12 protein-coding genes are annotated in these 13601 nt (G+C 46.5%); 6 read left to right on the forward strand and 6 right to left on the reverse strand.

The genetic code is table 11. From position 1 onward, the window contains the following. Positions 1–8 precede the first annotated feature (8 nt). From ACVA54_RS09455 to ACVA54_RS09470, 4 genes are all read left to right on the forward strand, one after another. Complete coding sequence (locus ACVA54_RS09455; RefSeq protein ID WP_446649550.1) at positions 9–737, forward strand: FliA/WhiG family RNA polymerase sigma factor; 729 nt, start codon at positions 9–11, stop codon at positions 735–737. 10 nt (positions 738–747) lie between these two features. Then, complete coding sequence (gene motA, locus ACVA54_RS09460; protein ID WP_446649551.1) at positions 748–1605, forward strand: flagellar motor stator protein MotA; 858 nt, start codon at positions 748–750, stop codon at positions 1603–1605. Beyond that, on the forward strand, positions 1605–2597 hold the full coding sequence (locus ACVA54_RS09465; RefSeq protein WP_446649552.1) for a flagellar motor protein MotB: 993 nt from the start codon (positions 1605–1607) through the stop codon (positions 2595–2597). The genes motA and ACVA54_RS09465 overlap by 1 nt, the downstream gene beginning before the upstream one ends. Positions 2598–2685: 88 nt before the next feature. Then, positions 2686–2973, forward strand: a complete 288-nt coding sequence (locus ACVA54_RS09470) for a hypothetical protein (protein WP_099078252.1) — start codon at positions 2686–2688, stop codon at positions 2971–2973. A 115-nt stretch (positions 2974–3088) separates the two neighbouring features. Here ACVA54_RS09470 and ACVA54_RS09475 read toward each other — a convergent pair whose 3' ends face one another. The 6 genes from ACVA54_RS09475 to fni all read right to left on the reverse strand — a co-directional run bounded on the left by ACVA54_RS09475 (position 3089) and on the right by fni (position 7696). Next, the gene (locus ACVA54_RS09475; RefSeq protein WP_099078253.1) at positions 3089–3559 is read right to left on the reverse strand and encodes a hypothetical protein; all 471 of its coding nucleotides are present in this window, start codon (positions 3557–3559) and stop codon (positions 3089–3091) included. Positions 3560–3700: 141 nt separating this feature from the next. Next, complete coding sequence (locus ACVA54_RS09480; protein WP_446644349.1) at positions 3701–4138, reverse strand: hypothetical protein; 438 nt, start codon at positions 4136–4138, stop codon at positions 3701–3703. Positions 4139–4253: 115 nt separating this feature from the next. Continuing rightward, positions 4254–4691 carry a hypothetical protein gene (locus tag ACVA54_RS09485; protein WP_099078255.1) on the reverse strand — a complete coding sequence of 146 codons (438 nt, stop codon included), beginning with the start codon at positions 4689–4691 and terminating at the stop codon, positions 4254–4256. Positions 4692–4765: 74 nt separating this feature from the next. Then, positions 4766–6076 carry a guanine deaminase gene (gene guaD, locus ACVA54_RS09490; RefSeq protein WP_099078256.1) on the reverse strand — a complete coding sequence of 437 codons (1311 nt, stop codon included), beginning with the start codon at positions 6074–6076 and terminating at the stop codon, positions 4766–4768. Positions 6077–6294: 218 nt separating this feature from the next. Then, on the reverse strand, positions 6295–6558 hold the full coding sequence (locus ACVA54_RS09495; protein ID WP_099078257.1) for a DUF3012 domain-containing protein: 264 nt from the start codon (positions 6556–6558) through the stop codon (positions 6295–6297). 100 nt (positions 6559–6658) lie between these two features. Next, a complete protein-coding gene (fni, locus tag ACVA54_RS09500; RefSeq protein WP_119464313.1) occupies positions 6659–7696 on the reverse strand; it encodes a type 2 isopentenyl-diphosphate Delta-isomerase in 1038 nt (345 codons plus the stop codon). Positions 7697–8191: 495 nt separating this feature from the next. On the opposite strand from fni, the gene ACVA54_RS09505 reads away from it, so the two are divergent. Next, the gene (locus ACVA54_RS09505; protein WP_119464312.1) at positions 8192–10483 is read left to right on the forward strand and encodes a glycoside hydrolase family 9 protein; all 2292 of its coding nucleotides are present in this window, start codon (positions 8192–8194) and stop codon (positions 10481–10483) included. 376 nt (positions 10484–10859) lie between these two features. Further along, positions 10860–13532, forward strand: coding sequence for a DUF2339 domain-containing protein (locus tag ACVA54_RS09510; protein WP_446649568.1), 2673 nt, complete (start codon positions 10860–10862; stop codon positions 13530–13532). Positions 13533–13601: the final 69 nt, after the last annotated feature.

Here is a 13601-nt window from a genome sequence, read left to right on the forward strand (position 1 = left end):
GCACAGCTATGTTGGAGATGAACTTACAGGAAAGTTATACCGCGACGGAGGAAGTGAATACGCCGTCGCGCCCGATTGATGAAAATGCACTGCTGCAGCGTCATCAAGTCATGGTTAAGCGCGTCGTAAACCAACTGCGCGTTCATGCGACCTCACATTGCAGTATTGAAGACATGCAGCAAATTGGCTTGATTGCACTTGTCGAAGTCGGACGTCGTTATGGGGATGTGGATGATCCGCACTTCCCCGCCTTTGCCGTTTGTCGTGTTCGAGGGGCTATTTTGGACGAGCTTCGCCGTTTGGATTGGCGCTCACGCAAGACCCGACAGCAAGCACATGAGCTTAACGACGTGACACGAGACCTCACTCGAGCGCTAGGCAGAATGCCAACCGACGCTGAAATCATCAAAGCACTCGGCACTGATGAGCAAGACTATTACAACCGTCAAAATGCAGCTCTTGCAGGGGAAATGCAAAGCCTTGATCAATTAATGGAAACCGGCAGCGACAGCCACTTTGGTGGTCAGTATGACGGTATGGAACATGAGCACATCCGGCGTAGCTTAGACACTGCGCTGGGAAAAATGTCGAAACGCGATCAACTATTGCTCACTTTGTTCTATCAACATGAGCTCAACCTCCATGAAATCGCGCTCGTGCTCGATCTGACGCCACCTCGCATCTGTCAGTTGCACAAACAAGCGCTAAAACAACTCAACCAATTAATGTCTTCTTAGGAGTCACAAGATGCAAAAGTTTTTTGGAGCCATTACCGTCCTGATGTGTGTCTTCGGCGGATACATGTGGGCAGGCGGTAAACTCAGCGCTATTTGGCAGCCAGCCGAGTTTTTGATCATCATAGGTGCGGCAGCAGGCTCACTGATCATTGGTAACCCGCCACAAGTGTTAAAAGAAATGCGCCAGCAAGTACGTGCGACCATCTCTGGCCCGCGTCAAGAGTATGAGTACTACATGCAGCTAATGGCGCTACTCAACAACCTGCTCGAAACCGCTCGCAGCCGTGGCTTTAAGTTTCTGGATTCGCACATTGAATCACCAGAACAGAGCTCAATTTTCCTCGCTTATCCGAAAATCAGTAACGATCATCGTCTCATTTCTTTCATTACCGACAATTTACGTTTAATGGCAATGGGACAAATGTCGCCTCATGAATTAGAGGGACTATTAGAACAAGAAATCGAAGCGATTCAAACCGAGATGCTTTTACCTTCACGCTCTATGCAGCGCACGGCAGAGGCACTTCCTGGGTTCGGTATTCTTGCGGCAGTCGGTGGCATCATTATCACCATGCAAGCCATTGACGGCTCAATTGCGTTGGTTGGTTATCATGTTGCCGCCGCCCTCGTTGGTACATTCATTGGTATTTTCGGTTGTTACTGTTGTTTAGATCCACTCAGTAACGCTATGGCTCAACGCGTTAGACGAAACATGACGGCTTTCGAATGTGTACGCGCCACTCTGGTTGCTTACGTAGCGAAAAAGCCAACATTGCTTGCTATCGACGCTGGTCGTAAACACATTCAGTTAGACATCAAACCAACTTTCAACCAAATGGAGAAGTGGCTAACTGAGCAGGAGGGATAATGCAAAAACAAGAGCATGTGGTGTTCAAACGCGCAAAAGCAAATAACCATGATGAGTTTCATGGTGGTGCGTGGAAAGTCGCATTTGCCGACTTCATGATCGCGTTAATGGCGCTGTTTCTTGTCCTTTGGGTCATGCAAGTGGTCGACAAGGAAGAGCGTAAAGCCATTGTGGCGCACCTTCATAGTTCGAGTGTTTTTGATAAGAGCTACGGTAACCCTTTCGATACCTCGCAAAGTATCTCTCCTATCGACCTGGCACAGGACTCTTCTGTGCCAAGTAAGCACAACTCTAACCACGTCGTCAGCTCTTTCTTCCAAGGTGACGGCGATGGCCCAGAGATTGACTCGCTTATCCCAGGCAATTTCGATACCCAAGAGCAACTCGCTCTGCTCGCTAAGGTAATTGATGAAGTCGTGGGACAAATCAGCGCGCAGGGTAACGTTAATGTCACCATTACCCCGCAAGGTCTGCGCATTGTGCTGCAAGATGATTACAAGCAACACATGTTCAGCCGTGGAGGCGCAGAATTAACCCCTTTCTTTGAGGATTTGTTACTGGCGCTTGCCCCCGTGTTCGAACGCATCAGCAATCCATTGATCATCAGTGGCCATACTGACTCGACACCGTTCAAAAAGCGTTTTGGTCGACAATCAAACTGGGCGTTATCCGCTTCTCGTGCCGATGTGGCAAGAAACACCTTGGTGGAAGGTGGCATGCCAGATGATCGTGTCTTGCAAGTGACTGGGATGTCGGATCGTGCCCTGCTTAATCCAGAAGAGCCGGATTCTAGCGAAAACCGTCGTATTGAATTATTTGTTTTAACGACCCCCGCCTCACAGGTGTTGGCAACGTTATTTGGTAATCAGCAAGACAGCGAATTACAAAAAGCAAAACAAAAAGCAGAGTTTAATCAGCCTGTTTTTCGCCAGGAAATCATTCGTTATTCGGTGGATTCGGACTCACCAAAAACGGAAATTCAAAACCTCTAACCCCCTAGAAGGTCACCAGGGCTTTGATACTGCGTGACCTTTTCTACCAATTAACCGATGTTGCTGTGACTGTTTAGTTGAGTTCAATATGCCCGTACCTGCGCCTATTAAAAACAAAAATGATGCTTTAAAAAAAGCCTTTCTTTGGCTGATCATTTTCGACTACCTTTTGTTAGCATTTTTTCTCACCCAACTTTCGAGCCTCAATCTCAATAGTGGCACCATGATAAGCCTGTTGCTTGTGGTGTATAACATTTTGCTAGTTTCGCTATGCTACCAGCGCACTAGCCATCAAGACTCTTACATTCTCTATCCAGTGCTGTCCGCCACATTGCTGGCCTTCGTTTGTTTTCTCTATTTTTTCTTCTTAGTTTAAAGTGCCATGCAGCGAGGGGGTGGCCTCCAAGCGCATAGACCAATCAATACAACAGCATGCTATTGAACACAAAAAAGGGGATAACCTCATCCCCTCTTTCCGATTAGCGTGCCGTTTACATCACGCACTCTTTTACCGCTTTGGCTTTCTCAATGCCTTTTTCTATCAATGACTTCACCTCATCACTGTTCACTGATGCCATCATGCTATTTATCGCATCTGCGGCTTCCGATTCGGAGGTTGATTCAACATAGCATTGATAGGCGTTGGCAATGCGATCTTTCATTTCTTCGATAGCTTGTGGGTCACTGAAGTCCACATTCATCGCGTCTTTTACCGTATTAGACAGTGTCTTAGCCGTTTCCGATGTGGATGCAAATTGCTCGAAGTCAAACCCGACTGAATCAACTTGTTCTTGGGTCTTTTCCATTTGCTCTTGAACCACTTCCGTAGCCTCATTGGCGGTCTCCTGGACTTTATCCATGGTTTCAGTTGCCGCCTCTTGTACATTATCCACGGCTTTATTAGCGTCGTCACAACCAATCAACGCCATGGCCATCATCACTGCAAAAAATGTCTTTTTCATTTTGAACCTTTATCCATTTTTATAAACACTATGAAATTTTAGTTCATCACTCGAAGATAGGTGACAATCAATGGTCATTCAGAACGACATAAATGAAAAAAGGAGGATCATCGTATCCTCCTTTTGCTGATCTGGTGATGCTTACATCACACACTCACTCGCGGCCTTAGCTTTATCAATCCCCTTTTCAATCAGAGATTTAGCTTCATCATTACTGATAGACGCCAGAATGTTATCCATCATTTTTTCTACGGTTGACTCGGAAGATGCCTCTACCAAACAACGATAGGCATTGGCAATATCGTCTTTTGCCTCAACAAGCGCTTCTGGATCACTGAAGTCCGCATCCAATGCTTCCTCCACCGACGCCGCTAACGCTTGGACAGATTCCGTCGCTTCACCAAATTGCTCAAGGTTAAAGTCAACTGAATCGACATGATCTTGAATGATATCAATTTGTTCTTGAACCGAGTCTACCGCTTTGTTAGCCGCCTCTTGTGCCTGATCGATCGCCTTTGTCGCGTCTTCACAACCAAACAGCGCCATCGCCATTATCATTGTTGAGATAATCTTTTTCATTTTGAGCCTTAACAATCATGGGGATACCATGCAATACTAAACCATCACTTCTAGTTAGTGGAAGTAAGTAATTCCGCTTAGCAAACGCTGAAGGCCACTCCTCTTTTCTTGGCGCTTACATTTCACACTCTTTTACTAATTTGGCGCTTTCAACCCCTTCTTCAATTAACGTTTTAGACTGCTCACTGTTGATAGTCGCAACAATTTTTTTAATCAAGTCTTCGGCCGTAGAAGCGGAAGTATCTTTAACGAAGCAGTGATATGCGACGGCAATATGCTCTTTTACTTCCTTAACTGCTTGGGCATCACTAAAGTCGACATCCAGAGCTTCTTCCACCGATGCCGCTAACCCTTCGGCTGAAATTGCCGCATCCCCATATAAGCCGAGGTTAAAATCGACATCTTCAACCTGCTCCTGTATGTCCACCATTTGTTGTTGAGCAGCATCAATGCTCTTATTGGCGGCTTCTTGTGTTTGTTCCATCTTCTTTGTCACATCTTCACAACCAAAGAGTGCAATAGCCGTTATCATTGTTAAGACGATCTTTTTCATTTCGAACCTCACATGTTTGTCAACGTACAGTACGAGCTGGCCATGGAATTATTATTGTAGGCACAAGAAATGAATCATTCACCATTTACATACGCCAATTCCCCGGCGACGAAAGTGGAGTGGATATTGCGCTCATCACCAAGCATCATTAGCGCGAATAATCGATCGGACAAGCCTTGTGAGTAACGAGCGTGCAATTTCTGTAAATCGGTAGCAGACCAGTTGAGTACGACAAAGTCCGCCTCTTTTCCTGTCTCAAAATTTCCAAGTTTGTCATCAAGGCTTAATGCTTTAGCGCCTCCGAGCGTCGCGAGGTAAAAACCCATGTACGCGGAGAGCTTTTCACCCTGTAATTGAGCCACCTTATAGGCTTCACCTAGTGTTTGGAGCAGCGAAAAACTCGTGCCCGCACCAACATCTGTACCCAGACCAAAGCGAATCGCCAATTTTTCGGCCTTTTCCAAATCAAACAGGCCACTGCCAAGGAATAAATTCGACGTTGGGCAGAACGCGACGACAGAGTTCGTTTGTTTGATCACATGCCATTCAGGCTCTGACAGGTGTATCGCATGAGCAAAAACGGATTTATTCCCGGCCAAACCATAATATTTGTACACATCGAAATAGTCGACGTACTCAGGAAAAAGTGACTTTACCCATTCCACTTCATTTTTATTTTCAGATAGATGTGTATGAACATAAACATCGGGGTACTCCTTTTTCAATCGTCCCGCGACAGCGAGTTGCTCAGGTGTCGACGTTGGGGCAAAACGCGGGGAGATCGCATACTGTAATCGATGATGGTTGTGCCACTTTTCAATCAATGTTTTGACTTGCGAATAACTGGATTCCGCGGTATCGAGCAAATAATCAGGTGCGTTTCTGTCCATCATGACTTTGCCTGCAATAAGCCTCAGGTTAAAACGCATCGCCTCTTCAAACAAAGCATCAACCGACTGCGGATGCACAGTACAAAACACAAGGGCGGTTGTGGTTCCGTTTTTGAGTAGTTCTTTGATAAAAAACTCTGCCATTGCTTTGGCATGCGCTTTGTTTTCAAACTGCTTCTCTGTTGGAAAAGTGTAAGTCTCGAGCCATTCCAGTAACTGCTCGCCATAAGCAGCAATCATTTGTGTCTGAGGATAATGGACATGGGTATCGATAAAACCAGGCATAATGAGCTTGCCTTGTAAGTCCTCAATGTGTTCGTACTGTTTATAGTCAGATTCGTCAAACGCCTTGAGCTGCTTAATATGACCATGTTCTACAACTAATAGACCATCAGCTAGATACTCATAACTTGCAGATTCATCATCGACGTCACAAGGGTTTTCAATAAAGTGGAGAAAACTCGCTCGAATTACTACTGTCGTTTCTGTCTTCATGCATCACACCACTCAAAAGATCGACACGTTCTAACTATAGCTGATCATCCTTATTTCAAACTTGGGCTCAGCAGCAACGCATTGCGTTCATGTCCGTCAGCACAAAGCCAAATACCCAAGCAACCTCAACATACATAGGTATAGTTGAAAAAAAACCGAGCGTGATGCTCGGCGTGGTAATGATTCATCCTGTGCTATAGCGCATAGGAATAGCTTATTTAGAAAATGCAGTGCTTGGTATAGCTTGTCGCTTCATTCGCCGTCCATTCACCTTTTGGTTTGTCTTTCAGGTTTTTACACCACTGCTCACTGCCAATGCCATCTTGAAGGACACAATACTTAGCGAAATCCAAAGCATTGTCAGTGGTCCACTCTGTCTTTGCTTTGTCGCTCATATCGTTACACCAGCCTTCGGTGCCAACTTCATCAGAACACGCGGTAAGAGCGGAAGATGCCAACAGTAGCAGTACCAGATTTTTCATAAAATTAAGTGCCCAGTTACAAACAGTGAATGAAATATACCGAAATTATCACTGCCAGTGTTAAAAAATCGACAATTTTAATTCAGTCAACTTCGATGCGTTAATAGAGCGTTTGTTTGTGCATCCGTCGAGCTTGAACTAATGCTTTAAGGTCCACCGAACCGGTGCCAAAGCAAGATAAACGCAACTCAAGTGCCATTTGCTCTAAGTGTTCAACTACTGCTTGTGTGCTGATTGTGCCAGCTCTCAATACTGCGCCTGCCTGACCAACAAGGTTTGCACCTAGATGAATGGCTTTTGCTGCTTCAAGTCCATTGTATATCCCACCAGAAGCAATCAATGGTAACTCTGAGTATTGACCTCGAATTTGCGCTAAACATCGTGCGGTAGGCATACCCCAATCACGGAAGAGTTCTGCTGCATGCTGCATTTTACTGTCAGTCTGGCAATAACCCTCGACGGCAGACCAGCTTGTACCACCAGCCCCCGCGACATCAATCGCATCCACACCAACGTCGACCAATTGTGTGGCAACCGCTCCGCTGATACCAAAACCGACCTCTTTGACGATCATCGGCACATCAATGCGTTGCTTTAACTGCTCAATCGACTTAAGCACGCCAATCCAGTTGTAGTCACCATTTTGCTGCAAAGCTTCTTGCATTGGGTTCAAGTGTATAAACAATGCATCGGCTTGAATGAAGTCGACTGCGCGTTGTGCATTGTCGAGACGCTGTTTATCTCTTAGTTGGGCGGCACCTAAATTGGAATACAAAGGCACGCCATCAGCTAGGTCACGAATGGTTTTACCTAACCCTGAATGTAAACTGTCTTCTAAGCTTACGCGCTGCGAACCAACCCCCATCGCAATACCCATTTCACTCGCAGCCTCTGCCAAGCGGCAGTTAATGATCTCGGCCTCTTTCGCGCCGCCCGTCATTGAGCTAATAAGAAATGGCAACGCCAGTTGGTGACCTAAGAATTCTGTAGATAAGTCGATGCCTTTAAAATCACATTCTGGCAAAGCGCAATGTTCAAATTCGACAGACTCGAAACCCGCTGTTTTGTGTTTCATACTCATGTCATGATGTAAAACAGCGTCTAGGTGTAAGTCTTTTCGGTTAGTCTGCGGTGCCATAATGTAGCCTTGAAGTGGAATAATGGCGCATTGTTGCGATCCTTAACATTGACGTCAATGCGAAAATTTAGAAATAACCTATCTTCTTTTCCGCACCCAATCGCCTGCACTTATCTCCAGAACCCTGCACCTTCTCGATACCTTTCCATACTAGTACAGTGAAAAACGAGGGCGTAGTCAAAAATATTCTACCAATGCGGTTACACACTCGAATACCCGCCTCGCCATGCCAAAACGGCAAATGGCAATCTCAACATGGACAATGACTTGAGACTATAATCGAGCCTTAGTGCTTTTTATACGACCTCATTAAACTTCCATTTACTGACCCACAATAATCCATTTTGCGATGAAACTGATTCATGTACTGGCCTAATCTCGCAAGTGCAATCACGAACTCGAAAACCAAAGCCCACCAAGTTCACAATCACATATCGTTCAATATCCAACCACACATTGCCCTTGTAAGCTTACTTTAATGAATACGGAGGCACTATGAAAAAACAGAATATGACGCTCATATCCCTTGTTATTTCACTGTCATTCACCGCTGCTTCTCAAGCAGATGAAATGATTAGAAATGGCAACTTTACCAATGGCATCGATGGCTGGTGGACAGCGGGGGGCTCGATTGACACCAGTGGCGACGAAGCGTGCATGGAGATAACCAATCCTGGCACCAATGCTTGGAGCATTATTTTAGGCCACGGTGGTGTGGGGCTTGAGAAAGGCCAAGAGTACACCATCAGTTTCGATGCGAGAGCCGATGTCGATACTCAGGTTAAAACCCTAATTCAACATGAAGGTCCTCCTTATACTCACTACTTTACTGAAGACACGCGGATTGGTAAAACCACACAGTCTTATCGCTATCAATTTACTCAGCAGCACGATAGCGACGCTGGCGGTGAGTTTCAGTTCCAAATGGGCGCACAGAAGCCTGCCACCATTTGTATCACCAACGTTTCCATTGACGGTAAGCCGTATATTCATATCGCAGAAACCTCACCAATTCGTCAAAACCAGGTTGGTTTTTTGCCAAAGGCCGACAAATTTATTTTCGTGGCGTCTGAATCTACGGAACCACTGCGTTGGACACTTAAAAATGCACAAGGTATCAGTATTGACCTAGGCCAAACCACGCCGTTTGGCCTCAATACAGCCTCGGGTGAAAATCTGCACCGCATCGATCTGTCTCATTACACCACACAGCAAAAAGGGCTGACCATCACCGTTGATGACGAAACGGGGTTCCCGTTTGATATTCGCAATGACATCTACCACTCATTGAAGCACGACGCGTTTTCCTATTTTTACCAAAACCGCAGTGGTATTGAGATTAAGCCACAATATGTCCAACGGGACGACCTAGCAAGACCTGCTGGCCATACTAAAGATATTGTCACCTGCTACGACAAGCAAGACGCATGGGGCAATGACTGGCCTGGCTGTGACTTTTCGATTGACGTCACGGGTGGCTGGTATGATGCTGGCGATCACGGTAAATACACGGTGAATAGCGGCATCACGACATGGACCCTGCTAAATTTGTACGAACGTGGCACATGGGTCGAGGGCGCTGCGCTGCCATTCTCTGATGGCTCGGCAAAAATTCCTGAGCCACAAGACGGGGTCAATGCGCTGCTTTCTGAAGCACGTTGGAATATAGAGTTCATGCTTGCAATGCAAATTCCGCAAGGCAAAATGGTGTATGCGCCAATTGGTGACCAGTCAGATGGCAAAAAGTTGCAACTGAGCAAAGTTGATGGTTCACACCTAGCGTTCCATAAAATTGCCGATGAAGTATGGACAGGGATGCCTCTCCCTCCACACAAAGACACTCAAAAACGTTATGTTGGTCAGCCAAGTACAGCAGCAACACTCAACCTTGCCGCAATTGGTGCTCAATGTTCACGTATCTGGAAAAACATCGATGCGAGCTTCTCCAAACAGTGTTTAACGGCGGCTGAAAACGCTTGGAAAGCGGCAAATCGCTTACCTGAGATCTATGCTTATGACAACTTTACCGGCTCTGGCCCTTATGATGATCTGTCACTAAGCGATGATTTTTACTGGGCGGCAACTGAGCTCTTTATTGCGACAGGAAACCCTAACTATAAAGCCTTCCTAGAAGCTTCACCTCACTACCTAGAAACACCAAAAGGTAATCAGGCCACCGATGGCGACATCTTCTGGCAATATACTGCGCCACTTGGCACCATCAGTTTAGCGGTTGTGCCACATACCTTGGGAGAGGGCGTGACCCTTAAGGCACGTCAGGCGATTATCCACACCGCAAACCAATACGTAGGCCAGATGAAAAATGAAGGCTACCACATTCCTTACAGCGTGAAGTCTTACCCTTGGGGTTCAAATTCCAACCTTGTAAATCGCAGCATTTTCCTTATCTATGCCAACGACTTTAGCCAAGATATACGCTACTTGAAATCCGTAGCCAACGCGATGGACTATGTACTGGGCGCAAACCCAATGAACATCTCATATGTCACAGGCTACGGCACTCGCGCAGCGCAAAATCCACATCACCGCTTCTGGGCAAAAGCCGTTGATGAAAATTCACCCGCACCTGCACCCGGTGCGCTGATTGGAGGGCCAAACTCCATCAACTTTAGTGACCCTATTGCCGCGGGCATGAAAGGCAATTGTATCGGTCAAACCTGTTACAAAGACAATATCAATGCCTGGTCGCTCAATGAGATCACCATCAACTGGAATGCACCTCTGGTTTGGGTCAGTGCAGCGTTAGATGAGGGTAAACTTAACTAAATCTGAATCATAAAACACGAAGTCGCATCAAGGATATTTTCGTCTTTGATGCGCCAGTTACCTCTTCTTTCAACGCACACAAACAAGCACAAGAGTTTGCTGCTTAATAAGAGTTAATTCGCTAAGAAATTAAAATAATTGAAAAATTTGAACTTAGCCCACTATTGGTAAGCTGTCAGTTTTCATTGCCATTCATTAATAATGAATCGCTCATCTCCCAAATTTTACGACCCATGTTGTACATTTCGCTCGCCTGTAACACAGTGGACTAACCTTTAATAATACAAGCGATGACAAATCAGAACATTCGTCATCATTGTTAGATAGGGAGTACGCGTTGTTTACCTTATTAGCGGTGATTTTGGCATTTTTCGCCATGCTCATTACATTGAAGGCGGTCGGCCGAGTGTCGAGATTGGAAGATGAAATATCTCAACTGCATAAAGAGTTAGCTGAGTTACGCTCAAGCCTTTCCGAGTGCGTCACACCTCAAAGCCAGCAACGCTTTGAACCGACGTCAAATGTTGAGTCATCGCCCTCTTCATCGAATGCATTCACCACCTTAGATGATCTTGAGATCGCGTCAGATCCTATCCAAGAACTCGCCGTCAACGAACAATTGCAACATCAGCAAAAACTAATATTTGAACCTTGCAATCCAGACTCCGATGACGTTCATATTGCTCGCCTTAATCAAATCAACGAGTCGGTGTTTGAAAAACAAGCCAATAAGTTACTAGCCAACATTCAAGAGAACTGGTTAGTTTGGGTTGGCGCGATCGCCATGCTGATTGGTGGTGGCTATTTAGTGCAAGTGATTGGCAGTCATATTGAACTCTCCCCTCTGATGCGCGTCACCATTGCCTTCTCGCTCTCCCTTGCCACCGTCCTCGCAGGCGAATGGTTCCACCGCAAAGAGCAGAAAAACCCCGAGCGTGCCAAACGAGCTCACGGCTTTACGTATGTCCCCGCTGCCATTGCCGGAACAGGCTTAACTGGCGTTTACTGCACCGTCATTTTTGCCTTTGTTTTTTATCAGCTGCTATTGCCGAGTGTTTCTTTAGTTATCCTAGCGGGTGCCGCTTTCTCTAGTCTTGCGCTGTCTCTGCGCCAAGGCCCGTTGATGGCTGTGCTTGGTCTCATTGGTGGATATTCAGCGCCGTTGTGGGTTGCAGGAACCGAGCCCAATTACTACCTATTGGCGAGCTACATCAGCGCAATATCCTTCGCCGCGACCTTATTGATGCAATCCGTCCAGCGAGCGTGGCTGTCGCCTAGTATTACTATCCCTCACCTGTTGTGGATGTTGGTCTTGATCGAACGCCTGCCAACTGACACGTTATTCTCATGGTTGGGTATCTTCCTATCATTAACCTTATATCTGGTCTTTGCTGTACCAAGGCTGGGGTGGGCACTCCATCCACGTTATCGTCATTGCCACGGCAAGTGGACGCATCCGCCAACAGCCATCGCACTGACACTTGTTCTTTTGATGCTGTCTGCACTCGCTCGGATGCCGACAATTAATATCACACAAATGCTGTATCTATATACGTTTCTGCTGGCATTAATCTGGCTACCTGCGATTCGCCAAAGTTGGTCTTTACGCTTATTCCTTCCAAGCACGTTGATTACCGCAACCGCAATTTTTCTGCTCTCCATTGCACTAGAGTCCATTTACATGCCCGACGCACAAACATGGGTATTAGTGGCATTGGCAGTCAGCATTACTTTGACCGCACTACGAACACTTTGCCAAACCCTTGCTGGTGATCGTTCACCAATCGCGCTGATGTTGTTGCTTGTCCTCGCCCCATCAATGGCGCTGATAACTTTGCTCTACGCCGATGAGTTTATGGGCCGTCACGTTCTGGGTTGGACCGCATTCACCGCACTCGTCGCATTTTATTACCTAGTACTTGGACACCGTCTTCAAGCTGTAGCACTGGAATGTTCTGCCATCATGCATGCCATCATTGCCGGAACGGCTTTTGTTTGGCTAAGTGACACTTGGTTCACCACTGCCATTTCGATCCAAGTGGCGGTAATGGCGCTGCAAACTCAAATTAACCTGTTCCGCCCTGCCAATTGGGCCGTGAAAGTCGCAATGGGCATCTTGGTCGTTCGTCTGACCTTATTACCTTTTATTCCACAGTGGCAGCCTGTCAATGCTGGTCACTGGGCTTGGGTACTGATCAGTTATCTGCCTTCTTTGGCAATTCTTGCTTACGCACGTACCGTATTGCATCGCTCAGATACAGAGCTCGCCAATTGGTTTGAAGGTGCGTTCTTACATGTGTTCTTGATGGCGGTGTTCACCCAAACCAACTACTGGCTGACAGGGCAATACGGCTACCTTGGCGACATCGATTTCACTTCGGCGATTGTGTTTGCTAACCAAGCATTAGTGATGGGTTTGGTTTATAGCTATCGCAGCCAGTTTGCGCAGAAACTAGCACGGGTTTATCAAGCTTACAGCTACCTGCTTTGGGGCACCTTTGTTGTATTGATGATGCTACTCAATAGCCTTGAGTCGCCGTTGATGATCAATAATGTTTCCGCGGAGTCTATGCCTGTATTCAACATGCTGTCACTCGGATGGCTGCTGCCTGCGGTTATTTTACTAGTCACCACTTACAAGCGTTGGAACACATTACAGATCCCGCGCCCTGTAGTCGCAAGTTTTGGGCTTATCTTAGCGACCGCTTGGCTAGGTATGTCGGTTCGTCAGTTCTGGCAACCTGTCTCGATGACCCTAGCTCAACCGACTGGCATGGCTGAGCTTTTTACCTACTCGATTGCCGGGTTGATTGTCGGTGGCATACTGACTTGGGTAGGCGCAACACGTAAAGCAATGACAATTCAGCGTATTGGTCTGGCAGTGTTAGCGTGTGTCGCGCTGAAGGTGTTCTTGTGGGATGTAAGCTCACTGGATGGTTTCTGGCGTGCGATCAGCTTCTTAGGCTTAGGCGCATCACTGATTGGATTGGGATGGTTATTCCAAAAACTGCATCGCTCAGTGGCGGAATCGGTGGAACAAGTGGAATAGAGTTCAGGATTATATAGCGGTGATTCCCAACTCGTTTCTAGGTTACGCAACCACTGGTGAATTGAGAAG

It is taken from the genome of Vibrio sp. PNB23_22_6, assembly GCF_052877535.1.